Consider the following 24,074-nt stretch of genomic DNA (forward strand, 5'->3'; position numbering starts at 1 on the left):
GTGGGGCTACGCATCCTTGGGCAGTGCGAAGACGTGGTCATATATCAGGTTAAAGAAAAACGCGAAAACCAGATAGAATATGACAAAGCCGATATCCATGATCAGGGCCTGCCAGATACCGATCTGAAGGTATATGGCAAGGAATGGCAGCGTGAACGCCAAGAGCCCGAATTCGAACAGCACCGTGTGGACTACGCGTATCGTCAGGGTTTTATGGACGGTGGATCGCCACCATTTCATGAACCTGTCAAAGCCGATATTATAGACAAAATTCCATAGCGTCGCGACTATGGAGCAGACCAGTGCCACGACACCCATGTCCGCCATATGCATTCCGAATGCGAATGAGCCGACGGGAACAATAAGCAGAAGACCGGTGATTTCGAAGCTGAGCGCGTGACGTATACGGTCGCGAGTTGTTCGCATATTTACTTTCATCCGGGTTTGGTCAGTCAAACCCCCGCGGTTGGTGCCCGCGGGGATGATGCTGTCGTTGCACAAAACCACATAGCGTTGGTGATGTTCCTGACCAATCGGTGGAATTATATCAAGTCTGTGGTTTATTTGACGGAAGCGTGCAGGGACCGGGCGTCATGGCCATCCGGGGCACTGTTTTTCCCCGAGGGCCGCGCGACACGGAGAATCAACGGTATCGTTGCAAGACCCAGGGCAACGGCCATCAGGAAAAATACCGCATAGCCGAATTGATGTGCGATCCAGCCCGCCAGAACCCCGGCTGCCATGCTGATGCTGGCATCCATGCACTGGAAAAGGGTGAAATCCACGCCGGGCTGCCCCGCATCGGCAAGCCGCATGAATTGCGCATAAAGCGCCACGAATCCGATCGACATCACAAAGGACCCGCTGAACAGGGCGCCGCCGATCAGCACCGTTTCCGGCAACCAGTGATAGGCAGCATGCGTGGCCAGCAGGGCCAGCGACAGGGCCTGCGCCACCACGGCGCCACATAGAACGACGCGGATGCCGAAGATGCGCACCAATGCGCCACCTGCAACCGCCCCCGAGATGCCCAGCACGATGCTGCCGGAGCCTGCCAGTATTCCGACGGTGGCCAGGGCAAAACCGTTATCGATCAGAAACGGGCCGATCAGTCCCATTGCAGTTTTCTGTGCGATGACAAACAGGGCCGCCAGGCAAAGACCTTGCCGGACCTCGGGGCGGGCAAGGGCGGTGCGGATTTTGGGCGCAGGGGGCAGATGTTTCGGCGGCACCGAAATGCGCCGGGAATGCAGAATCAGCGGCAGGGCCAGCAAGAGTACAAGCGCTGCCATCGCCCAGATGCCGGTGGTCCAGCCATAAAGATCGACCAGCACTAGCAAGAGCCCCATGCCAAGCGCCGACCCCACATAGGCCCCGGCCACCTGAACGGCGTTTCCCCAGCCGACCTCGGTCTGGCGAAGGTTCTCGACGGCATAGCCGTCGGCCGCGATATCCACCGTGGCCGTGGCAAAGGCGACGATGCCCAGCACCACCAGCAGCGGCAAGAGCGGGACAAGACCGATTGCGCCCGCAACGGCCAGTCCGGCCACCGCGATCATATGGCCGGCAATCACCAGTCCGGTCATATGCCCGCGCTGACGGTAGCGCTCGATCCACGGGGACCAGAGGAATTTGGCGGCCCAGGGCAGGATCAGCAAGGACAGAAGCCCCACCTGATCCAGCGGCAGCCCCTGGGCGCGCAGCACGGCGGGCAGGCCACCCCATGTCAGACCGCCGATCACGGCCTGCGCGGTATAGATACCGCCGATGGAGACCAGAAGTGGCCAGCCGCCGCGCCGCATCAGAAGCGGTACCGGATGGAGGCCGTCGCGCTGCGACCATCATCCAGATAGCAGGTGCCGCTGGTGCAGACGGCTTTCTGCACGTCAAACACGTTGCGGACGTTCAGCTGCGCTTCTACGCCGCGCCATGAGGCATTTGCAGCGCCGAAGTCGTAGGACAATGCCAGATCGACGAAGGTACGATCCGCATTCCGGCTGGTGTTGTAGTCGGTGGTGTAGCTGGAGCCGACATAGCGGAGGCCTGCGCCGAAGCCGAAGCCTTCGAGCGCACCCTGTTGCGGGGCATAATGGGTCCAGACCGAGGCAATGTTGTTCGGGGTGGATGAAACCTCGTTACCGACGGTGCCATCGACACCTTCCTCGATTTCCACGCGCAGGTGGGTATAGGACGCGATCAGGCTGAGGCCGTTGTCAAAGGAGGTGGACGCCTCTAGCTCGATCCCGCGGGAATTCATGTCGAGCTGCCGCTGGCGGTTCGGGCCGGCAGAGCTGTCCAGAATGACGCCATCGGTCTGGTCGATATTGAAGACGGCGGCCGACAGCAGGCTGTTGGTGTTCGGAAGCTGGTACTTCACACCTGCCTCTTGTTGCACGGCGGTCGTCGGCTTGGCTGCGCTATCCGAGTTCTCGTCGCTGACATCGGCGTAGACCACCCCGACATTCGGCGAGAAGGAGGTGGAGAGGTTGGCATAGGGCGTGATGCCGTTGTCCATCTGATAGGACAGGCCGATGCGTCCGGAAGCCGCCTCGTCATTGTTCTGGTAGATCACACCCGAAGAGTTTTCCGTGGTGGAGTCCAGCCAGTCATAACGCGCACTGGCAAAGGCCGTCCATTTGCCGAACACCATCTGGTCGTGGATATACACGCCCCATTGTTCGAAATCCTGGTTGCCGGCGTTGGTCAGATCGGTGGCCGAGGCCGCCGCTGCGGACTCGTAGCTGACGGCGCTGCTCGAATCATAGCTGCCATTGCCGTAATCCACGCCGACCAGCAGCTGGTGCGAAACCGTGCCGGTGTTGAAGTCGAATTGCGCCTGGTTGTCGACGGTAAAGAATTCCGAGGTTTCGACGTAATGGCCCCACGTCGAATAGGTCAGGTAGCTGTAGGCCAGATCGGCATCGACTTCGGTATAGCGCAGGTTCTGACGCAGCGTGATGTTGTTGGTCAGCTCGTGCTCCAGCTCGTAACCGAGGCGCCACTGTTCCTGATCGTAGCTGTTGTAGTCGGGATCGGCGAAATAGTCGCTGAAATCGACCGACTCGCCTTCGTTGAAGAAGAACGATGTCGCGCCGCTTTCGATGTCCGAATATTCGCCCAGAACCGTCAGCGTCGTGCGGTCATTGATCTTCCATGTCAGCGATGGCGCGATGAGCGTCTTGTCATCATCGAAACCGGGCAGGGGGCTTTCGGCATCACGGGCCAGACCGGTGATGCGATACAGCAGCGTACCATCGTTATTGAGCGGGCCCGTGAAATCGAACGAAAGCTGCTGGCGGTCATCGGTGCCGCCCAGAAGCTCTATCTCACGGAAGGTTTCATCCTTTGGGCGCTTGGAGACGAAATTGACCAGACCGCCAGGGCCGCTTACCCCGTAGAGCGAGGAGGCCGGTCCTTTGAGGATCGCAATTCCTTCCACGGTATAGGGATCGTTGTTGACGATGGCCGAAGGCGCGTTGAAGACCCGCAGGCCATCACGGTAGATGCCGGTATAATAGGTCGGGAAGCCGCGCAGATAGAAGGCGTCATACCGTGTGTCCAGCCCGAAGCTGCCGGTATTGGCGCTTGCGGTATAGGTCAGCGCCTCGTTCACGGTACGGGGCTTCTGGTCTTCCAGCTGGTCCTGCGTGATCGTTGTGATCGCCTGAGGAATGTTCAGGATAGGGGTGTCGACCTTGGTGGCCTGCCGCCCCTCTGTCGCAACATATCCATCCTGCACCAAGGTGGAATCACTTTCCGCTTCGACGAAAATCGGATCCAGAACGATGTCCTGCGCCGAGGCTTGGGTCGCAATACCCGTCATGATGGCCAGAAGGCCCACTGTATTTTTCATCTATCGTCCCCACACTTTTGTGCGAGGCATAATTAACCTATTAAAGTAGTCAACTAATAAACTCGGTGCCGCGACTTATATGCAACGCTTGTAAATATGGGAATTTGCGCCTTTTGGCGCATTCCAAAGGGGCCGAATTGCGGGGGAAGCTGCGGGATTGGAAGCATGCGAATAGCCCCGTAGGCAGCTGCCTCGGGGTGGGTAAATATCTGAGATATCAGATAAATGGTGGGCGATCCTGGAATCGAACCAGGCACGAGTCGCCTCGGCGGAGTTACAGTCCGCTGCCGCACCTTGCAGCACATCGCCCACTACGGCGGGGATTTAGCGAAGGTATTCGGTGGCGTCAAGCAGGAAAGTTCCACTTGTATCGAGACGGCCAAGCGGCGATTGTCTGCGCTTGCATACAGGAAGATGAATATGACCAAAAAACCGTCTTGGGTAATTGATAAAGAGCGGGCCAAACGGGCTTCGGCTGCCGAGACGGTATGGCTGTTCGGCATCCACGCTGTGCGCGACGCCTTGGTGAACCCCGCACGCGAAAAGCTGCGTCTGGTGCTGACCAAGAATGCCGCGGATCGTCTGGCGGATGCGCTTGCCACCGCAGGGATAGAGCCTGAAATCGTGGAGCCGCGCAATTTCAACGTGCCGATTGATCCTGAATCGGTGCATCAGGGTGCCGCGCTGGAAGTGAAGCCGCTGGCATGGGGCTCTGTGGCGGATATCTGTGCCGCGGGGGCAGGCCTGCCGCTGGTCGTGCTGCTGGATCGCGTGACGGACCCGCATAACGTGGGGGCCGTCCTTCGTTCGGCCGAGGTGTTCGGTGCGCGTGCCGTCATTGCCCCGCATCGCCATTCCGCGCCTGAAACGGGTGCGCTGGCAAAAACGGCCTCGGGATCGTTGGAGCGTCAGCCCTATCTGCGCGTGCAGAACCTGTCCGACACGATGGAGGATCTGCGCGCCATGGGCTACACGCTGCTTGGGCTGGACGGCGAAGCTCCGAAGACCGTGGGTGAGGCCGTGGCCGAACTTGCGGGCCGTCCGGTTGCGCTGGTGATGGGCGCCGAAGGTCCGGGGCTGCGGGAAAAGACCCGCGAGACCTGTGATTCGCTGGTTCGGATTCCTTTTGCTGCTGAATTCGGGTCCCTGAATGTTTCAAATGCGGCAGCAGTTGCCCTTTATGCAGCAGCCGTAGGGCGGTAATTGTTGCGAAAAGGGCACTCTATTGGCTCTTGTAAATCCTTTTGTTGACTCCGTGACGAATTTTTATCCGAAATAATCACAGAATCGAGAAGAGGGTATGAAACAAAATCGCAGTGAGTATGTTGGTAGGTAGGACGGGGCCGGAACCCCCGTATCCTGACTTCACTGTCCCTCGTTCCGTACTTGCGCTCGGTCTTCGTGATCGAGCGCTTTTTTTTACGCGCATGGGCACCTATCTAGACAGGAACAGGAGATGCCATGCCCCGACATATATCAGACAGCGTTCTGCGCGATATTCTGACCACGCAGAAAACCATTGCCATCGTAGGTTGGTCCCCCAATCCCAATCGTGCCAGCAACAACGTGGCAGCCTTTCTGAAGGCCCGCGGGTATCGGGTGTTTCCGGTCAATCCCGGCCACGCTGGGACCGAGGCCTTGGGAGAAGTCGTTGTGCCGGATCTAGCGAGCCTGCCCGAGCAGGTGGATATCGTTGATATCTTCCGTAAATCGGAAGATGTGCCGCCGGTGGTGGAGCAGGCCGTCAAGGTGCCGGGCGTAAAGACGATCTGGATGCAGTTGGGGATCGAGAATGCCGACGCACGTGCCCTTGCCGAACAGCACGGGCTGACGGTGATCGAGAACCGTTGTCCCGCGATCGATATTCCGCGACTTATCGGCTAGCCTTCTCGGCAATGCCCGACGTGCCCTCGCGGCGTTCCAGTTCGGCCATAACATCGGACAGCTGGACGTCGCGGGCGGCAAGCATCACCAGCATGTGGTACAACACGTCCGCTGCTTCGGATGTCAGGCGGGCCTTGTCGCCCTTTACGGCCTCGATTATTGCCTCGATCGATTCCTCACCGAATTTCTCGGCACATTTTTCGGGGCCCTTGGCCAGCAGCTTCGCTGTCCAGGACGTGTCCGGATCAGCTCCCTTGCGGGCATCGATCGTTGCGGCAAGACGTTCCAGCGCTGTCATTCCAGCCTCATGGGGATACCGGCGGCAGCCATATGGGCCTTTGCCTCACCGATGGTGTAGGTACCAAAGTGGAAGATCGAGGCCGCGAGGACTGCCGAAGCCCCGCCTTCGGTCACCCCTTCGACAAGATGGTCAAGGGTGCCCACGCCACCCGAAGCAATGACGGGCACGTTGACCGCGTCCGAAATGGCACGTGTCATCGGCAGGTTGAACCCAGAACGGGTGCCGTCACGGTCCATCGAGGTCAGCAGAATCTCGCCCGCTCCCTTTGCTGCCACCGTACGGGCAAATTCCACCGCATCGATTCCTGTCGGTTTCCGGCCGCCGTGGGTAAAGATTTCCCAACGATCGGGCGCCACGCTTTTGGCATCGATCGCAACCACGATACACTGGCTGCCGAAGCGATCGGCCGCACGCGCCACAACATCGGGATCGGCCACTGCAGCCGAGTTGAACGAAACCTTGTCCGCCCCTGCAAGCAACAGCGCGCGCACATCTTCGGGGGTGCGTACCCCCCCTCCGACGGTTAGGGGCATGAAGCAGTGTTCGGCGGTACGTGTGACCAGATCGAACATCGTACCACGGTTTTCATGGGTGGCATGGATATCCAGAAAGCACAGCTCGTCCGCGCCGGCCGCGTCATAGGCGCGGGCTGCTTCGACGGGGTCGCCTGCGTCAATCAGGTCGATGAAGTTCACGCCTTTGACCACACGGCCATCGGCGACATCCAGACAGGGGATAATGCGTGTTTTAAGCATGGATCAGCGATAGCGCGGCACAGGTGGTCAACGCAAGGCGGCAAGCGCCGCGCCCAGATCGATTGCACCGTCATAAAGCGCGCGCCCCGAAATTGCGCCCGCAATTACGCCCGTATCGCGCAGGGCCGTAAGGTCCTCCATGCGGGACACGCCCCCCGATGCGATGACGGGAATGCTGACGGCGCGGGCCAGTGCCTCGGTCGCCTCGATGTTCGGCCCGGCCATTGCGCCATCCCGATCGATATCGGTGTAGATCAGGGCCGCAACGCCGGCATCCTCGAAGGATCTGGCAAGATCGGTGACCATGACATCGGTTTCCGTGGCCCAGCCCTTGGTCGCAACGCGCCCCTTGCGCGCATCGACGCCGACCGCCACCTTGCCGGGAAAGGCACGGGCGGCCTCGCGCACCAGATCGGGGTTCTCGACGGCGACGGTTCCGAGAATCACGCGGGCCAGACCCTTTGACAGCCACGCCTCGATGGTGGCCATATCGCGAATGCCGCCGCCCAGTTGGCAGGGGACGGAAACGCGGGCCAGAATCGCCTCCACTGCCGCGCCGTTCACGGGTTGGCCGGCAAAGGCCCCGTTCAGATCCACAAGATGCAGCCATTCACATCCGGCTTCGACAAAACTGGCGGCTTGCGCTGCGGGATCATCGCCAAAGACGGTCGCCGCCTCCATTTCGCCGCGCAACAGGCGGACACATTGACCGTCCTTGAGGTCGATAGCGGGATAGAGGATCATGGCGCATCTCCGTCGCGGTTTGGGTCTTCCATAGCGCGGGTGGGGGGCGTGCGCAAACCTTGCATGATGATGGAGGACCGATGCGAATTCTGGCCTGGCTGCTGATGGCGACCCCTGCGTTTGCCGCCGACCCGATCGGGGGCATCTGGCAAACGCCGCCCGGAGGGGATGGCGTTGCAGGATTGGTGCAGATCGCGCCCTGCGGAACGGGATTCTGCGGCACCGTGGTCGGGGGCGTGGGCCCCGAGGGGCGTGCGGTGCCGTCTGCCTACGAGGGGGAAATGGTGCTGCGGCAGGTGACGCGTCACGGCACGCGGTATCAGGGGGGGGAAGTGATGAACCCTGAAACCGGTGACCGTTATGCCGCCCGCCTGATTCTGGACGGGGATTGGCTGGATGTGGGCGGATGCGTGATGGTCATCTGCCGATCCGGCGGGGTGTGGCGGCGGGTAAATTAGGGCCGCCACGCCAGAAAGTTGGAAATCAGCCGCATTCCGGTTGCTTGCGATTTTTCCGGGTGGAACTGTGTGCCGACCATTGTGTCGCGCCCGATGATGGCGGTGATTTCAGCGCCGTAGTCGACATGCGCCAGACGTTCCGCCTTGTTTGCCACCTGAAAGTGGTAGGAGTGGACGAAGTAGGCATGATCACCCGAGGTCAGCCCCTCAAGGACGGGGTGCGGGTGGTCAATGACCAGGTTGTTCCAGCCCATATGCGGTACCTTCAGCGCAGGGTCCTGCGGTTCGATGCGGACAACCTCGCCATCGACCCAACCGAACCCTGCCACATCCTCATATTCGCGCCCCCAGCTTGCCATCATCTGCATGCCGACGCAGATGCCCAGAAAGGGACGGGCGCGAACGGTCACGGCCTCTTCTATCGCTTCGAACAGGCCGCCATAGGTGCCAAGCGCACGGCGGCAGGACGGAAAGGCCCCGTCGCCGGGCAGAACGATGCGATCCGCACGTGCCACATCCTCGGGGCGGTCCGAGACGATGACCTTGCCACCCTGTTCGGCTGCCATTTTCTGGAACGCCTTTTCAGCGGAATGCAGGTTGCCGCTGTCGTAATCAACCAGAACTGTCAGCATCATAGCGCCCCTTTTGTAGATGGAATGCCCGTCGCACGGGGATCAGGCTCCACGGCTTCGCGCAGGGCACGGGCTACGGCCTTGAACGCGGCCTCGGCAATATGGTGGCTGTTGATGCCGTGGATCAGATCGACATGCAGGGTGATTCCGCCGTGGCTCGAAAACGCCTGGAAGAACTCCCGCACCAGTTCGGTGTCGAATGTCCCGATTTTCTCGGTAGGGAAGGGCAGGTTCCAGACCAGATAGGGCCGCGCCGAAAGGTCCAGCGCGCAGCGTACCTGCGCGTCATCCATGGCAAGGTGGAAATTGCCGTACCGCCGGATGCCACGTTTGTCGCCAAGCGCCTTGGTCAGGGCCTGGCCGAGGGCGATTCCGCAATCCTCGACGGTGTGATGGTCATCGATGTGCAGATCGCCCTGTGCGCGCAGGGTAATGTCGATCAGCGAATGGCGGGACAGTTGATCCAGCATATGATCGAAAAAGCCGATGCCCGTACGAATGTCGTAACGGCCCGTGCCATCCAGATCGATGGTCAGCGATATATCGGTTTCATGTGTTGTTCGGGTGATTTCAGCGGTGCGCATCTGCGTTTTCCTCGGCTTTCACCCGCGCCTTATAGGCGTGGACCAAAGCTTTGCAAACCCGCGATGATTGTCGATATGGAGCGGGCGAGGCGATTCGAACGCCCGACCCTAACCTTGGCAAGGTTATGCTCTACCCCTGAGCTACGCCCGCACTCCGTATCGTCTGTCAAGTATGGAGCGGGCGAGGCGATTCGAACGCCCGACCCTAACCTTGGCAAGGTTATGCTCTACCCCTGAGCTACGCCCGCACCGTTCTTGACTGGCGGGGATTTAGGATTTTCTGCCGATGGGTGCAAGCGAAAAATGCAGATTTTGCAAAAGAAAAGGCGGTGCATCATGCACCGCCCTTATTTTTCTGGCTGGCTGCGGCAAAAGCCGTGGCTGGCTGGCGAATGATTACTCGGCAGCGATGCCCGATGCGAAGTGGCCGCACCAGTCATTGGCTGTCACGACGGGCCACAGGCCACGCTGGTCAGCCGACGGCTGGGTGACGGGCGGGTTGAAGCGGCAGAGGCCGGCATCGTCAGCTTTGGCTTCTACGACATGATCTTCGAAGAATGCACAATCGGCGCAGTGGCTATGCTTGGTCATTTGCGTGGTCCTCTTTGTTCGGGTTTCTGTGGCCTGTTCCGGCCTTCATTGGAATAGTTCTAGACTGACAGGCAGCAGAAGTCAATAAAAATATCTAACGTTTTCATATAGTTGACTGTTTGACTAAGGTAATGCCTACAAGAAAAACAGTCGGAATTGCCCAAAGTGTTTCCGTCGGATTTGACATCGGAACAATTTGCGAACTCTTTTCTTCGTCAAAGATCCAAGCTACGTTGGAATTATGACCGGATTTGATGAAGATGACGCCTTCGAGGCTGCTGTCCCGCTAAGCCGTCGCGCCATGGCGGCGCGGCCTGCACCCTATCTTGATGACCTGAACCCTGCGCAGCGCGCGGCGGTGGAGGCGCTGGACGGGCCTGTCCTGATGCTTGCGGGGGCGGGAACCGGCAAGACCAAGGCGCTGACGTCGCGAATCGTGCATCTGCTGACAACCGGACGGGCGCAGCCGAACCAGATTCTTGCCGTGACATTTACCAACAAGGCCGCGCGCGAGATGAAGGAGCGGGTCAGCCGGATGCTGGGCGGAATGGAAGGGATGCCCTGGATGGGCACGTTCCACTCTATCAGCGTCAAGATCCTGCGCAGGCATGCCGAGCTGGTGGGGCTGAAATCGAATTTCACCATTCTGGATACTGACGATCAGATCCGTTTGCTGAAGCAGCTGATCGTTGCCTCGAATATTGATGAAAAAAGATGGCCGGCGCGGATGATGGCGGGCATCATCGATGGATGGAAGAACCGGGCATGGACCCCGCGGCGGGTGCCGGTGGCGGAGGCGAGTGCCTTCAACAACCGTGGCACCGAAATTTACGAACAGTATCAGGACCGCCTGAAAACGCTGAATGCGGTGGATTTCGGTGATCTGCTTCTGCACGTCCTGACCATCTTTCAGGATCACCCCGATGTGCTGTCACAATATCAGCGGTGGTTGCCCTATATTCTGGTGGATGAATATCAGGATACCAACTCTGCACAGTACATGTGGCTGCGGTTGCTGGCGCAGGCGCATAAGAACATCTGCTGCGTGGGCGATGACGATCAGTCCATCTATGGATGGCGGGGGGCAGAGGTGGGAAACATCCTGCGCTTCGAAAAGGATTTTCCGGGCGCCGAGGTGATCCGGCTGGAGCAGAACTACCGTTCTACCGAACATATCCTGGCCGCAGCCACCGGGGTCATTGCCAGCAATGCGGGCCGATTGGGTAAAACGCTCTGGACCGCAGCGAAGGGTGGGGAAAAAGTACGGCTGATCGGCCATTGGGATGGCGAAGAAGAGGCGCGCTGGATCGGCGAGGAAGTGGAGGCGATGCGCCGTGGCACCCGCGGGCAGGCACCGCTCGGCCTCGACAGCATGGCGATTTTGGTTCGTGCCAGCCATCAGATGCGTGCATTCGAGGACCGTTTCCTGACTATCGGGTTGCCCTATCGTGTCATAGGGGGCCCTCGGTTCTACGAGCGGTTGGAGATTCGCGATGCGATGGCCTACTTCCGGCTGACCGTTTCCCCCGAAGATGATCTGGCGTTCGAGCGTGTGGTGAACACGCCCAAGCGCGGATTGGGGGATAAGGCACAGCAGAACATCCAGCGCCTTGCGCGTGAATCGGGGCTGACCCTGCTGGAAGGGGCGCGCGCGCTGCTGGCACAGGGCGGGATCGGTGGCAAAGGTGCGGGCCAACTACGGCAGTTTGTCGAGGGAATCGACCGTTGGCATGCCGCAAGCCTGCGCGGTGAAAGTCATATCGAACTGGCCGAGACGATTCTGGAAGAATCGGGCTACATTTCCATGTGGCAGAACGACAAGACCCCCGAGGCACCGGGCCGTCTGGAAAACCTGAAGGAACTTGTAAAGGCGCTGGAGCAGTTCGAGAATTTGCAGGGGTTCCTCGAGCATGTTGCGCTGATCATGGACAACGAATCTTCGGAAACCGAGGAAAAGGTTTCCATCATGACCCTGCACGGTGCAAAGGGTCTGGAATTTCCTGCGGTTTTCCTACCGGGTTGGGAAGACGGTCTGTTCCCATCGCAGCGGGCGATGGATGAATCGGGGCTGAAGGGCCTCGAGGAAGAGCGTCGCCTTGCTTATGTGGGTATCACGCGCGCCGAGACGCTTTGTACGATTTCCTTCGCGGCCAACCGCCGTGTCTATGGTCAGTGGCAATCGGCGCTGCCTTCGCGATTTGTCGATGAACTGCCGCCGCAGCATGTGGATGTGCTGACCCCGCCGGGCCTGTACGGGGGTGGTTTCGGGGCGGCCGCACCGACAGCGATGGATCAACGGGTGGCCAGCGCCGATGTCTATAACTCTCCGGGGTGGAAGCGGATGCAGAACCGCGCGTCTTCCCGTCCAATGTCGCAGCCCCGTGAGGCGCGGAACATCACGATCGATTTGCAGGCTGTTTCTGCCTTTGGGGCGGGGGATCGCGTGTTCAGCCAGAAATTCGGCTATGGCACCGTCCATAGCGTTGAGGGGGACAAGCTGGACGTGGATTTCGAGAAGGCTGGCCACAAGAAGATTGTGGCAAGCTTTGTCGTGGCTGCGGATAGTGCAGACGACGTTCCTTTTTAATCAGGCCTATATCCAGACATAAAAAAACGGTGGTGCCCAGGGAGGAGGAGGGGCACCACCGTCTTTTATGTACGCGTGACCCAGGGAGGAGGGGGTCACAGCGAGTGAAACGCTACCCAGGGAGGAGGAGGGGCACCGTCTCAGTCCACGATCACCCAGGGAGGAGGAGGGGCGACCGAAGGTATGGTCGGCGCATCCGAAAATGCCCCGAAGCTATCTGTTGCGGCGACCCCAGGGAGGAGGAGGGGGTCGCCGCGGGTCCGATCGGCCCAGGGAGGAGGAGGGGCCGTCCGTACGAGATGTGGGGTGTGTTACCCCGAAACGGAAGCGGCATGATCAACCTTGCCGCGAGAAGGGGCGAAAAACCGCCGCTTCGGAAATCTTAGGCGCCGTAGGCTGCTTCGCGTGCAACGGTCGTGATCGACGAACGTGTCAGACCCAGATCGCCCAGCTCACGTGCAGAAAGCTGGTTCAGCTCTGCTACGGTTTCGCGGTATACTGCGCGGCGTTCCATTGCTGTTTTCAGCGTGGCGAAAAACGAACCAAAACGAAAGCCAACGCCGGGGACTTGTGTAAATACTGCTTGTGTCATCGGAACTCTCTTTCTTACCTGGTTAGCGCTATCATCGGGCGTTGCCGTCATCTGCGCTGTTGAACCCAATTTGCGTTTTGTAGCCGCTGCGCACAATCCCGCTTCGTGTCAAAACCGCCATGCGTCAGCCGCATGGCTGGCGCAGCGGGGCGCACGGCAGAAAACGTTAATGCCTATAATATGGGCAACTCACGAACCGATTCATGCCAAACCCTTGCGTTTTTGCCACTTCTGCCCACTTTGAGGGCGAAATAACCAGGAGCCGTCATATGACCGTCACACGCGAATCTGTCCTCGCAGCCTTGGATGCGTTGCCGATTCCGGGGGGCACCCTGGTTTCGCGCGATCTGATCCGTGCCCTGCAAGTTGAAGGGGGCACCGTGCGCTTCGTGATCGAGGCGCCCACCCCCGAAGAAGCCCGCGCGATGGAGCCCATGCGGGCCCGTGTTCAGGAAATCGTCGCAGCGATGCCCGGGGTCACCTCGGCCCTTGTCGCGCTGACAGCGCAGGAAGCACCGCCGCCCAGTCTGAAGGTGGGGCGGCACCCGACCGCCCCAACGGGTCCGCAGGCGGTTCCGGGTGTAAAGCGGATCATTGCGATCGGATCGGGCAAGGGCGGGGTTGGGAAATCCACCGTGTCGTCCAACCTTGCCGTGGCGCTGGCACGGCAGGGCAAGAAGGTCGGGCTTCTAGATGCGGATATTTATGGTCCCTCACAGCCCCGGATGATGGGCGTGTCAAAACGGCCAGCATCGCCTGACGGGAAAACGATCATCCCGCTGAAGGCGCATGGCGTTACGATGATGTCGCTTGGGCTGATGGTAAAAGAGGGGGAGGCGACGATCTGGCGTGGCCCCATGTTGATGGGGGCCTTGCAGCAGATGCTGGGGCAGGTGGAGTGGGGCGAGCTGGATATCCTGCTGATCGACCTTCCGCCCGGCACGGGGGATGTGCAGCTGACGCTGTGCCAGCGGACCGAACTGGCCGGCGCGATCATCGTATCTACCCCGCAGGATGTTGCCCTGCTGGATGCTCGCAAGGCGCTGGACATGTTCAGTCGCCTGAAGACGCCGGTGATTGGCCTGATCGAGAATATGAGCGCCTACATCTGCCCGAACTGTGGCCATGAAGCGCATATCTTTGGCCACGGCGGCGTTGCGGCGGAGGCGGCTCGACTGGACCTGCCATTCCTAGGTGAGTTGCCGCTGGAGCTGTCGGTGCGCCTGGCCGGGGATTCTGGTACGCCCATCGCGGCGGGGGAGGGGCCGATGGCCGACGCATATATGCAGCTTGCATCCCGTCTGGTGGCCGACGGGGTTATCTGACGGGAAGATGGGCCGGGTTGGTCTGGGATGGGCTGGGATCGTATTCGCATCCGAATGCATCCCGCCCTCTGGACGCCGGTCACTGTTGCGTCTATGCCGCATATCCACAGGCATCAGAATATATCCACAAGAAATTATTCCGGCCGTCGGGATCTTGCGGGATGCCGTATAATCTCAACATATAGATGAATATTTGCTTGGTGTATCGATATACAGTGCGCCTGTATTGTTCCAAGCGAGGATTCGTGTCGGCAGATCTTTGCCTGTTCCATTTTGGCGACGGTTTTGTCCCGTTTTTATCCTTGCCGTCCCACCTAATCCCATGCCATCCATGAATCACGAAGACGAGGGTGGACGTTGAATAGGGACGCTTAAGATCCCAGCAACAAAAACATTGGCAGGTTTCATACAGGCACCCGCTTTCGTCTGGATAAAAGATCCGGCGCGCGGCCGAGCAGCATCCCCCAGGTGGGCACGCGCAGCTGGACATCAATACGATGGGACAGACCCGGCGGATCGAGCAGTGGCAGCCGCTCGATCCGCCGTTTTCCGTTCGGAGCTCCTCTCCGCACGTGACAGTCAGGAAGCAGCGGGACCGTGGCAGAGGCATTCAGAGGCGAGTTCAACCAGAAGGTTGACACAAAGGCCCGGGTTCTTATCCCCGTTGCCTTTCGCCGTATTCTGGATGCCGGCGATCCGGGCAGCCAGGGGCAGCGCACCCGTTTCGTGATGGTCTATGGCGATGATCGCCGCAAATTCGTCGAATGCTACACAATGGCGGAAATGGCTGCGCTTGAGGCGCAGATCCTCGGTCTGGCGCGGGGCACCCCCGCGCGCCGGCTGTTGGAGAGGAATTTCATCACGCTTTCCGTGACAATCGAGATCGATGATGACGGGCGTATCGTGATGCCGGCCCGCATTCGGGAAAAGCTGGGAATGTCCTCGGGGGAGACGGTCTTTGCCGGGACATTGGACACCTTCCAGATATGGAAGCGCGAAGCCTTCGAGGCTGCCCTTGCCACGCAAGAGGCGGAAGATATGAAACTGCTTGAAGACGGGGCGGACATGCTGACCCTGCTTGGCAAACCGGACTGATATCATGGAAGACGCACCCCATATTCCGGTCCTTCTGAACCCGCTTCTGGAGGCCGTCGCCCCCGTGCGCGGGCGATGGCTGGACGGTACATTCGGCGCGGGCGGCTATACGCGCGGCCTGCTGGACGCCGGGGCGGACCATGTCATCGGCGTGGATCGCGATCCGCTGGCGCTGGAAATGGCGGCCAAGGCAGGGTGGGATTCGCGCGTTACACTGGTTCAGGGCACATTTTCCGAACTGGACCAACATGCCGATGGCCCGCTGGACGGGGTGGTGCTGGATCTGGGCGTCTCCTCGATGCAGATCGACCAGGCAGAGCGCGGGTTCTCGTTCATGCGTGACGGGCCGCTTGATATGCGTATGAGCCAGGATGGTGAAAGCGCCGCCGATCTGGTGAATGGGGCGGACGCCGATGCCCTGGCGGATATTCTTTACCATTTCGGAGAGGAGCGGGCCTCGCGACGTATCGCGGCGGCAATCGTGCGGGCGCGTGAAGCGACCCCGATCAGAACGACGCTGCAACTGGCCGAAATCGTGGCGAAATGCCTGCCGCGCCCGAAGCCCGGGCAAAGCAACCCCGCAACCCGCACCTTTCAGGCGCTGCGGATCGCGGTGAATGGCGAGTTTGTCCAGCTTCTAGCCGGGCTGGAGGCTGCCGAACGTGCGCTTGCCCCCGGCGGCAAGCTGGCGGTGGTGACGTTCCATTCGCTTGAGGACCGGATCGTCAAGCGGTTCATGCAGGCCCGTGCCAAATCGCAGGCGCAGGGCAACCGTTATGCCCCGCTGGCTGCCGTGGAGGCACCGCGCTTTACCCTCGTGACCCGCCGTGCCGTTGCGCCCGACGAAGAGGAAATGGCCCGCAATTCGCGCGCACGCTCGGCCAAGCTGCGCGTGGCCATGCGGACCGATGCCGCTGCGGGCACGGTCGATGCTTCGGAAATGGCAGTGCCGCAGCTGCCCGTGAAGGGGCGTCGGTGATGCGGCCCTTCATCTATGTCTCCAGCTTCATTGCCGTGATGGTTCTGGCCTTCTGGGCCTACCGCGAGAATTACGCCACGCAGGCCATGCTGCGGGAGGTATCGGCCCTGAACCGCGAAATCTCCGGCATGAGGGCGAAGTTCGATATGCAAAAGGCCGAATGGGCCTATCTGACCCGGCCCGAGCGGTTGGAGCGTCTTGTGAACTCCAACTTCGACCGCCTGCAACTGTTACCGATGGATGCGGCCCAGTTCGGCGCCCCCGAAGAGGTGACCTATCCGCCCGAACCGCTGTTCGGCCTGACAATTGATCCCAACGCTTCCCAGGATGAGTTGATCCCATGATCCGTGTGCCGCTTCGCCCGCTTGCCCGTATTCTTTCGGCCCGCCAGAAGGGCGAGAACCCCGATGCGATCGAGCGGGAGAACCTGCGTTTGCGCAATGAGGGGCTGCGTGACCGCGCCCGTACGCGCGCCGAAGGGCGGTTGCTGTTCATGGGCGTCGCCTTCTTCATGATCTTTTCGATCATCGGGGTGCGGATGGGGCTTCTGGCCTCTACCGAACCGACCGAGCCGCGGCTTGCCTTGCCCGGTTCTGAAATTTCGGCGAATCGCGCCGATATCGTGGACCGTAACGGCCGCATATTGGCAACGAACCTTCAGACCTATGCGCTTTATGCCCATCCGCAGGATATGATCGAACCTGCGCGAGTGGCGCGTGAACTGGCCAAGCTGTTTCCCGATATGGACGCCGAAGCGATGGAGCGCCGGTTCACCGACGGGCGCAAGTTCATGTGGCTGCGCAAGAAGCTGTCACCCGAACAGATGCAGGCGGTTCACGATATCGGCGATCCGGGCCTGCTGTTCGGCTCTCGGCAGATGCGCCTGTACCCGAACGGCCATCTTGCGGCCCATGTTCTGGGGGGCGCTTCCTTCGGGGCCGAGGGGGTTTCCTCGGCCGAGGTGATAGGCATCGCGGGGGTGGAGCGGTTCGAGGATGAGCGGCTTCGCGACCCGAACCAGACCGAGCCACTGGCGCTATCCATCGACATGACCATTCAGGCTGCCATCACCGATGTTCTGGATGCCGGCATGAAACAGATGAATGCCAAGGGTGCGGCGGCCGTTCTGATGGATGTGCATACAGGTGAGGTTCTGAGCCTCGTGTCCCTGCCGGATTTCGATCCGAACGACCGTCCGACACCAATTCTGACGGGGGATCCGGGGGACAGCCCTCTGTTCAACCGCGCGGTGCAGGGCGTTTACGAACTCGGCTCTACCTTCAAGATCTTTACCGTTGCCAACGCGATGCAGCTTGGCCTTGTCACGCCCGATACCGTCATTGACGGAAACTCTCCCCTTGTCTGGGGCAAATACCGGATCCATGAATTCGAGAGCCACAACTATGGCTATCAGACCGTGTCCGAAGTCATCGAGAACTCCTCGAACGTGGGGACGGCGCGGATCGCCCTGCAGGTCGGGGGGGAGCGTCAGAAATCCTTCATGCGTTCATTGGGGCTGTTCGATCCATCGCCTGTCGAATTGATCGAGGCCCCCGGTGCGCGGCCGATCGTGCCCAGCCGCTGGCCGGAAATCGTGACGATCACCACCTCCTACGGGCATGGTATTGCCGCCAGCCCCATGAACCTTGCAGCCGCCTATGCCACGATTGCCAACGGGGGCAGCCTTGTCACGCCCACATTGCTGCGCCGCGCCAATGCCGTTCCGGGGGACCGTGTCATGTCCGAGGATACGGCACATAAGGCCATCGACATGCTGCGGGCCGTGGTGACCAAGGGAACGGCCAGCTATGCGCGCATTCCGGGGTATCCGGTGGGCGGTAAAACCGGCACGGCCGATAAACCCAACCCGCAGGGCGGCTATTACAACGACCGGGTGGTCAACACCTTTGCCTCCATCTTCCCGACGAATGATCCGAAATACGCGCTGATCCTGACACTGGACGAACCGTCGGACAACACGATGTCCCGCGCCCGCCGGACGGCCGGCTGGACCGCAGTGCCGGTCGCAGCGGAAGTAATCCGCCGAGTTGCCCCGCTTCTGGGTCTGCGCCCGGTTGCAACGGACAACCAACCGGTCGATGTAATGGCCTCGGTCGGCGAATAGGCGTCGGCGTAGGACGGAGGCCGCAATGGCACGCCCCTCAAAATCATTGGCCGATCTGGGCCTGACCCCTCGGGGCGGGCGCGATGTGCGGATCACCGGCCTTGCAACCGACAGCCGTCAGGTCCGCGACGGGTTCCTGTTCGCGGCGCTGGCCGGCAGCCACGTGCATGGTGCCAGCTTTGTGCCCGCTGCGCTGGACCAAGGGGCTGCTGCCATCCTGACCGATGCAGAGGGTGCCGCGCTGTTGCCGGAGATGCCGGGCGTTGCGCTGATCGTGGCGCAGGATCCGCGCCAATCCCTGGCGGGGGCCGCAGCGCTGTGGTTCGGCGCACAGCCGCGCAACATGGTGGCGGTGACGGGCACGAACGGCAAGACCTCGGTCGCCTCCTTTGCCCGCCAGATCTGGACGGCTCTGGGCCATTCCGCGATCAATATCGGCACCACCGGCGTAGAGGGTGCGTGGACTGCACCATCCCTTCACACCACGCCCGATCCGATCACGCTGCACCACATGTTGTCCGAGGCGGCATCGTCCGGGGTGACCCATGCCGCGATGGAGGCATCCTCGCACGGGCTGGATCAACGCCGTATGGACGGGGTGCATCTGAAGGCTGCGGGATTTACCAATTTCACGCAGGACCATCTGGATTATCATCTGACCTTTGATGCCTATTTCCACGCAAAGGCCGGGTTGTTCACGCGCTTGCTGCCGCCTGATGGCGTGGCCGTCATCAATATGGATGATCCGCGCGGGCAGGATCTGGCACGGATCACGGCCGAACTCGGTCTGGCTACGATGGGTGTGGGCGCGGATCAGCGCGCCGATCTCCGGATTGTGGCGCAGCGGTTCGATGCAACGGGGCAGGACCTGCGGATCGAATGGCGCGGGGCGGCCCATCAGGTGCGGCTGAACCTGATCGGCGGGTTCCAGGCGCATAACGTGACACTTGCGGCGGGGCTGGTCATTGCCGCAGGCGCCCCCGCGCGTGAGGTGTTCGAGGTGCTGCCCGACCTGACGGGCGTTCGGGGCCGGATGCAGCTGGCAGCCACCCGCGAGAACGGCGCGGCGGTCTATGTGGATTACGCACATACGCCCGATGCCATTTCGACAGCCCTTCAGGCATTGCGCCCGCATGTGATGGGGCGCATCGCGATCGTATTCGGGGCAGGCGGGGACCGTGACCGATCAAAGCGCCCCCTGATGGGGCAGGCGGCGGCGGCCCATGCCGATATCCTGTTCGTGACCGATGACAATCCCCGCTCCGAAGATCCTGCCTCCATACGGGCCGCCATACTGGAGGCCTGCCCCGACGCCTACGAGGTGGGGGACCGGGCGGAGGCAATTCTGCGGGGGGTCGATTCCCTCGGGGCCGGCGATGCTTTGCTGATTGCGGGGAAGGGCCACGAAAGCGGCCAGATCATCAATGGTGCGGTTTTCCCTTTCGATGATGTTGAACAGGCCTCGGTTGCGGTGGCTGCATTGGATGGTTTGATATGACGAACACCCCTCTCTGGACCTCGGATGCGGCGGTGGCCGCAACGGGTGGTGAAACGACGGCTGCATGGAGCGCCTCGGGCGTTTCCATCGATACGCGCACCATCGCCAAAGGAGATCTGTTCGTCGCCCTGAAGGCTGAACGGGACGGCCACGGGTTCGTACAGCAGGCGCTGGAAAAGGGGGCAGCGGCGGCCCTTGTCACGCATCGCCCCGAAGGGGTGGCTGCGGATGCGCCACTGCTGATCGTACCCGATGTGCTGGTGGCCCTTGAACATTTGGCAGCCGCGGCGCGTGCACGCACCATGGCGCGGGTGATCGGCATTACCGGCTCGGTCGGGAAAACCTCTACCAAGGAAATGATGCGGGCCGCTTTTGCCGCTCAGGGCAGAATCCATCTGGCAGAGGCAAGCTACAACAACCATTGGGGTGTCCCGCTGACGCTGGCACGGATGCCGGCGGATACCGATATCGCGGTGCTGGAAATCGGGATGAACCACCCCGGAGAGATTGCGCCGCTGGCGCGTCTGGCCGATCTGGATGCTGCCGTGATCACCACCGTCGCCGCCGCGCATCTGGAGGCTTTTACCGGGATCGAGGAGATTGCCCGCGAAAAAGCCTCCATCCTGCAGGGGTTGCGGACCGGTGGGATCGCGATCCTTCCGGCGGGGCTGCCGGTGTCGTCGATCCTGTTCGAAATCGCTGCGGAACTCGGTCATCACCCGGTATCATTCGGGGAAAGTGGTGATGTTACGATCGAGGATATCCGCACGGTCGAGGGCGTGAATGTCGTTCGGGCCCGCCACGGGGCGCAACCCTACCTGTTCAAGGTCGGCTCTCCGGGGAGGCATTTTGCGATGAATGCCATGGCCGTTGTGGCTCTGGCCGAGGCAATGGGCCTTGATATGGCACAGGTTCTGGCAGGGCTTGGGCGCTGGTTGCCTCCCAAGGGGCGCGGCACGCGGGAACGCATCCTTCTGGATGCCATCGACGGTCTGGCTATCGACCTCGTGGATGATGCCTTCAATGCAAATCCCGCCTCCATGGCGGCCAGCCTCGATCTGGTGGCGCATATGAAGCCGCAGGACGGCGTGGGCCGGATCGGTAGCGGGCGGCGCATCGCCATACTGGGTGATATGCTGGAGCTGGGCCCGACGGAGGACGCCTTGCACCGGGCAATTGCCGATCATCCGGCCCTTGCGGCATTCACGGTCGTGCATTGTGTCGGGCCGCGCATGAAATCGCTGCACGATGTATTGCCCTATGCCCAACGCGGGGAATGGGTGGCGGAGGCCGCAGATCTGGCCGGGCATGTCCGCACGATGGTCGACGCTGGTGATGTGGTGCTCGTCAAAGGGTCCAAGGGAATAAAAGTCAGCCTTGTGGTTGACGCGCTACGCAAACTGGGGCAATCGCCCGCAGTTCCGGAATAGAGGACGACCGATGTTCTATCTGCTTTCGCAATTCTCCGATGGCGGCGACGTCTTCAACCTGTTCCGGTACATCACGTTCCGCGCAGGCGGGGCATTCTTTACGGCACTGGTGTTCGGCTTTGTCTTTGGACGGCCGCTTATCAACTTTCTGCGGGTAAAGCAGAAAAAGGGGCAGCCGATCCGTTCGGACGGCCCTACCAGCCATTTTTCCAAGGCCGGTACACCCACCATGGGCGGGCTTCTGATCCTGACATCCCTGGTCGTTTCCACGCTGCTGTGGGCTCAACTGTCCAACCCCTACGTCTGGATCGTGCTGCTGGTTACGCTGGCATTCGGGCTGATCGGCTTTGCCGATGATTATGCCAAGGTGACCAAGCAGACCACGGCGGGCGTCTCGGGACGTGTCAGAATGGCGCTGGGCCTGCTGACGGCCTTTCTTGCGACATTCGCTGCTGCCAGGTTCCACCCTGCGGGCCTGACAGGTGAGCTGGCACTTCCTTTTGTCAGCATGATGATCGATCTGGGAATCTTCTTCATCCCGTTCGGGATGCTGGTGATCGTGGGCGCGGCCAATGCCGTCAATCTGACAGACGGGCTGGACGGGCTGGCAATCATGCCCGTGATGATCGCCTCTGCCACGCTGGGGGCGATCGCCTATGCGGTCGGGCGGGTGGATTTCACGGAATATCTGGGCATCCACTATGTCCCGGGCACCGGGGAGTTGTTGATCTTTGTGGCGGCGCTGGTGGGCGGCGGCCTCGGGTTCCTGTGGTATAATGCCCCGCCGGCGGCCGTCTTTATGGGGGACACCGGAAGCCTTGCGCTGGGCGGTGCTCTGGGTGCGATTGCCGTCTGCATCAAGCACGAGATCGTTCTGGCCATCGTCGGCGGACTGTTCGTGGTCGAGGCGTTGAGCGTCATCATCCAGGTGCTGTACTTCAAGAAAACAGGCAAGCGCGTGTTCCTGATGGCCCCGATCCACCACCATTTCGAGAAAAAGGGCTGGGCCGAACCGCAGATCGTCATCCGTTTCTGGATCATCTCGGTCATTCTGGCACTGATCGGTCTGGCAACGCTGAAGATCCGCTGATCTTGCACCCGGACGCGCTGCGCCGCATTGTGCCGCGCAAAGCAGATGGGGTGCGGCATGATTCCGGTTCAGGGCGTTAACGGGCAGAAAATTGCGGTATTGGGTCTGGGGCGGTCCGGCCTGGCAACGGCCCGCGCTCTGGCTGCGGGCGGTGCCGAGCCTCTGGTATGGGATGACAGCCCCGAAGCACGTGCGAATGCCGAGGCCGAAGGGTTCCCGGCCTTCGATCTGACCCGACACTCCGCATTTGACGGTATCTCGGCGCTGATCGTCAGCCCCGGCATTCCGCACCTCTATCCCGCGCCGAACAAGGTCATTGCGCGCGCGCTGGAACTGGGCGTACCGGTAGATAACGACATCGGCCTGTTTTTCCGTTCTTACGCCACGCGCGATTGGGACGGGTTCGATCAGATGCCCAAGGTGATCTGCGTGACCGGATCGAACGGCAAGTCCACGACGACGGCCCTGATCCGCCACATCTGCGAAGAGGCGGGGCGCCCCGTCGCAATGGCCGGCAATATCGGTCGCGGTGTCCTTGATCTGGACCCCGCCGAGGACGGTTCGGTCGTGGTATTGGAACTCTCCAGCTATCAGACCGAACTGGCACGGGCCCTGACACCCGATGTCGCGGTATTTACCAACCTGTCACCGGACCATCTGGATCGTCATGGCGGCATGGGGGGGTATTTCGCCGCGAAACGGCGGCTGTTCTCCGAGGGCGGGCCCGATCGCTGCGTTGTCGGCGTGGATGAAATGGAAGGATGCTTCCTTGCCAACCAGCTGGCCACATCCGCCGTCGATGACCGGGTGATCCGTATTTCTTCGGGGACGAAGCTGGAAGGGTTCGGCTGGTCGGTTTTTGCGCGCAAGGGGTTCCTGTCGGAATGGCGCAAGGGGCGGCAGGTGGCCTCCATCGATCTGCGGGGCATTGCGGGCCTGCCGGGGGCGCATAACCACCAGAACGCCTGCGCCGCCTATGCCGCGGTCCGCACGCTCGGTCTTGCCCCCCGGTTGATCGAAGAGGCGTTCGCCTCCTTTGCCGGATTGCCCCATCGCAGCCAGCTGATTGCCGAGCGGGACGGCGTGCGGTTCGTGAACGATTCGAAGGCAACGAATGTCGACAGCGCGGCCAAGGCGCTTCAGGCCTTTCCCCGCATCCGCTGGATTGCCGGCGGGCTGGGCAAGGATGGGGGAATAGAGGCGCTGGTGCCCCATCTGGGCGGTGTTTCCAAGGCCTACCTCATCGGCCATTCGGCCCGCGATTTCGCCTTGCAGCTGGGCAGCACCGAACACGAGATCTGCGAGACGATGGAGCGCGCGGTGGAGCGCGCCGCCGCCGAGGCGGAACCGGGAGAGGTCGTGCTGCTGGCCCCCGCCGCCGCCAGTTTCGATCAATATCCGAACTTCGAAAAACGGGGCGATCATTTCGCGGCCTTGGTGTCGGAACTGCTGTCCGCCTAGGCCGACGAAGGTACTAGTCAGCAAGGCGGCGTTGCGTTACCCTTTGCAGCAGACCCGAAACAATCGGGCAGGCAGTGGACAGGCATACCC

Annotated in this window: 23 protein-coding genes and 3 tRNA genes; 13 read left to right on the forward strand and 13 right to left on the reverse strand. The window is 61.1% G+C overall.

Going from position 1 to position 24,074, the window contains the following annotated elements; all coding sequences use genetic code 11:
- Positions 1–6: 6 nt before the first annotated feature.
- The 4 genes from TR36_RS12740 to TR36_RS12755 form a co-directional block, all read right to left on the reverse strand.
- Positions 7–426 (reverse strand): PACE efflux transporter, encoded by a 420-nt coding sequence (locus tag TR36_RS12740; RefSeq protein ID WP_062763465.1) that lies wholly within the window; start codon positions 424–426, stop codon positions 7–9.
- A gap of 134 nt (positions 427–560) precedes the next feature.
- The gene (locus TR36_RS12745) at positions 561–1,802 is read right to left on the reverse strand and encodes an MFS transporter (RefSeq protein WP_062763412.1); all 1,242 of its coding nucleotides are present in this window, start codon (positions 1,800–1,802) and stop codon (positions 561–563) included.
- A complete protein-coding gene (locus TR36_RS12750) occupies positions 1,802–3,853 on the reverse strand; it encodes a TonB-dependent siderophore receptor (protein ID WP_045386909.1) in 2,052 nt (683 codons plus the stop codon). Before TR36_RS12750 ends, TR36_RS12745 begins: the two co-directional genes overlap by 1 nt.
- Before the next feature lie 226 nt (positions 3,854–4,079).
- Positions 4,080–4,163, reverse strand: a tRNA-Tyr gene (locus tag TR36_RS12755).
- Between the two features lie 110 nt (positions 4,164–4,273).
- Here TR36_RS12755 and rlmB point away from each other — a divergent pair.
- Both rlmB and TR36_RS12765 read left to right on the forward strand, forming a co-directional pair.
- The gene (gene rlmB / locus TR36_RS12760; RefSeq protein ID WP_192841356.1) at positions 4,274–5,056 is read left to right on the forward strand and encodes a 23S rRNA (guanosine(2251)-2'-O)-methyltransferase RlmB; all 783 of its coding nucleotides are present in this window, start codon (positions 4,274–4,276) and stop codon (positions 5,054–5,056) included.
- A 258-nt stretch (positions 5,057–5,314) separates the two neighbouring features.
- Complete coding sequence (locus TR36_RS12765; RefSeq protein WP_045386904.1) at positions 5,315–5,737, forward strand: CoA-binding protein; 423 nt, start codon at positions 5,315–5,317, stop codon at positions 5,735–5,737.
- On the opposite strand, the gene TR36_RS12770 is transcribed toward TR36_RS12765, so the two are convergent.
- Genes TR36_RS12770 through hisA form a run of 3 tightly spaced genes read right to left on the reverse strand, consistent with a single transcriptional unit; the run spans position 5,727 to position 7,537 of the window.
- Positions 5,727–6,035, reverse strand: coding sequence for a phosphoribosyl-ATP diphosphatase (locus TR36_RS12770; RefSeq protein WP_045386901.1), 309 nt, complete (start codon positions 6,033–6,035; stop codon positions 5,727–5,729). The genes TR36_RS12765 and TR36_RS12770 overlap by 11 nt on opposite strands.
- Positions 6,032–6,793: an imidazole glycerol phosphate synthase subunit HisF gene (gene hisF, locus TR36_RS12775; protein WP_062763414.1), complete on the reverse strand. Its 762-nt coding sequence runs from the start codon at positions 6,791–6,793 to the stop codon at positions 6,032–6,034. The genes TR36_RS12770 and hisF overlap by 4 nt, the downstream gene beginning before the upstream one ends.
- A 27-nt stretch (positions 6,794–6,820) precedes the next feature.
- Positions 6,821–7,537, reverse strand: coding sequence for a 1-(5-phosphoribosyl)-5-[(5-phosphoribosylamino)methylideneamino]imidazole-4-carboxamide isomerase (gene hisA, locus TR36_RS12780; protein WP_045386895.1), 717 nt, complete (start codon positions 7,535–7,537; stop codon positions 6,821–6,823).
- Positions 7,538–7,617: 80 nt separating this feature from the next.
- Between hisA and TR36_RS12785 the strand changes: the two genes are divergently transcribed.
- On the forward strand, positions 7,618–7,995 hold the full coding sequence (locus TR36_RS12785) for a DUF2147 domain-containing protein (RefSeq protein ID WP_062763416.1): 378 nt from the start codon (positions 7,618–7,620) through the stop codon (positions 7,993–7,995).
- On the opposite strand, the gene hisH is transcribed toward TR36_RS12785, so the two are convergent.
- From hisH to TR36_RS12810, 5 genes are all read right to left on the reverse strand, one after another.
- On the reverse strand, positions 7,992–8,627 hold the full coding sequence (gene hisH, locus TR36_RS12790) for an imidazole glycerol phosphate synthase subunit HisH (protein ID WP_045386891.1): 636 nt from the start codon (positions 8,625–8,627) through the stop codon (positions 7,992–7,994). The genes TR36_RS12785 and hisH overlap by 4 nt on opposite strands.
- Entirely contained in the window at positions 8,627–9,211 is a 585-nt protein-coding gene (gene hisB, locus TR36_RS12795; protein ID WP_045386888.1) for an imidazoleglycerol-phosphate dehydratase HisB, read from the reverse strand. Before hisB ends, hisH begins: the two co-directional genes overlap by 1 nt.
- A 76-nt stretch (positions 9,212–9,287) precedes the next feature.
- Positions 9,288–9,362 (reverse strand) — tRNA-Gly (locus tag TR36_RS12800).
- 22 nt (positions 9,363–9,384) lie between these two features.
- Positions 9,385–9,459, reverse strand: a tRNA-Gly gene (locus TR36_RS12805).
- A gap of 148 nt (positions 9,460–9,607) precedes the next feature.
- Positions 9,608–9,802: a hypothetical protein gene (locus tag TR36_RS12810; RefSeq protein ID WP_045386885.1), complete on the reverse strand. Its 195-nt coding sequence runs from the start codon at positions 9,800–9,802 to the stop codon at positions 9,608–9,610.
- 241 nt (positions 9,803–10,043) lie between these two features.
- Here TR36_RS12810 and TR36_RS12815 point away from each other — a divergent pair, with 241 nt between their 5' ends.
- Positions 10,044–12,389: an ATP-dependent helicase gene (locus TR36_RS12815; protein ID WP_062763418.1), complete on the forward strand. Its 2,346-nt coding sequence runs from the start codon at positions 10,044–10,046 to the stop codon at positions 12,387–12,389.
- 382 nt (positions 12,390–12,771) lie between these two features.
- On the opposite strand, the gene TR36_RS12820 is transcribed toward TR36_RS12815, so the two are convergent.
- Positions 12,772–12,981: a DUF1127 domain-containing protein gene (locus TR36_RS12820; protein WP_045386879.1), complete on the reverse strand. Its 210-nt coding sequence runs from the start codon at positions 12,979–12,981 to the stop codon at positions 12,772–12,774.
- A gap of 269 nt (positions 12,982–13,250) precedes the next feature.
- Here TR36_RS12820 and TR36_RS12825 point away from each other — a divergent pair, with 269 nt between their 5' ends.
- The 9 genes from TR36_RS12825 to murD all read left to right on the forward strand — a co-directional run bounded on the left by TR36_RS12825 (position 13,251) and on the right by murD (position 23,984).
- Positions 13,251–14,306 carry an Mrp/NBP35 family ATP-binding protein gene (locus TR36_RS12825; RefSeq protein WP_062763420.1) on the forward strand — a complete coding sequence of 352 codons (1,056 nt, stop codon included), beginning with the start codon at positions 13,251–13,253 and terminating at the stop codon, positions 14,304–14,306.
- Positions 14,307–14,903: 597 nt separating this feature from the next.
- Entirely contained in the window at positions 14,904–15,401 is a 498-nt protein-coding gene (gene mraZ, locus TR36_RS12830) for a division/cell wall cluster transcriptional repressor MraZ (protein WP_045386869.1), read from the forward strand.
- A gap of 4 nt (positions 15,402–15,405) precedes the next feature.
- A complete protein-coding gene (rsmH, locus tag TR36_RS12835; RefSeq protein WP_045386866.1) occupies positions 15,406–16,380 on the forward strand; it encodes a 16S rRNA (cytosine(1402)-N(4))-methyltransferase RsmH in 975 nt (324 codons plus the stop codon).
- A complete protein-coding gene (locus tag TR36_RS12840) occupies positions 16,380–16,724 on the forward strand; it encodes a hypothetical protein (protein WP_045386863.1) in 345 nt (114 codons plus the stop codon). The genes rsmH and TR36_RS12840 overlap by 1 nt, the downstream gene beginning before the upstream one ends.
- Entirely contained in the window at positions 16,721–18,505 is a 1,785-nt protein-coding gene (locus tag TR36_RS12845; RefSeq protein ID WP_062763422.1) for a penicillin-binding protein 2, read from the forward strand. The genes TR36_RS12840 and TR36_RS12845 overlap by 4 nt, the downstream gene beginning before the upstream one ends.
- Positions 18,506–18,530: 25 nt before the next feature.
- The gene (locus TR36_RS12850; RefSeq protein WP_045386858.1) at positions 18,531–20,003 is read left to right on the forward strand and encodes a UDP-N-acetylmuramoyl-L-alanyl-D-glutamate--2,6-diaminopimelate ligase; all 1,473 of its coding nucleotides are present in this window, start codon (positions 18,531–18,533) and stop codon (positions 20,001–20,003) included.
- Positions 20,000–21,433, forward strand: coding sequence for a UDP-N-acetylmuramoyl-tripeptide--D-alanyl-D-alanine ligase (gene murF / locus TR36_RS12855; RefSeq protein ID WP_045386856.1), 1,434 nt, complete (start codon positions 20,000–20,002; stop codon positions 21,431–21,433). The genes TR36_RS12850 and murF overlap by 4 nt, the downstream gene beginning before the upstream one ends.
- Positions 21,434–21,443: 10 nt before the next feature.
- On the forward strand, positions 21,444–22,523 hold the full coding sequence (mraY, locus tag TR36_RS12860; RefSeq protein ID WP_045386853.1) for a phospho-N-acetylmuramoyl-pentapeptide-transferase: 1,080 nt from the start codon (positions 21,444–21,446) through the stop codon (positions 22,521–22,523).
- A gap of 57 nt (positions 22,524–22,580) precedes the next feature.
- Complete coding sequence (gene murD, locus TR36_RS12865; RefSeq protein WP_045386850.1) at positions 22,581–23,984, forward strand: UDP-N-acetylmuramoyl-L-alanine--D-glutamate ligase; 1,404 nt, start codon at positions 22,581–22,583, stop codon at positions 23,982–23,984.
- Positions 23,985–24,074 lie beyond the last annotated feature (90 nt).

The organism is Falsirhodobacter sp. alg1 (genome assembly GCF_000739715.2).
In the GTDB taxonomy this organism is placed as follows: domain Bacteria; phylum Pseudomonadota; class Alphaproteobacteria; order Rhodobacterales; family Rhodobacteraceae; genus Falsirhodobacter.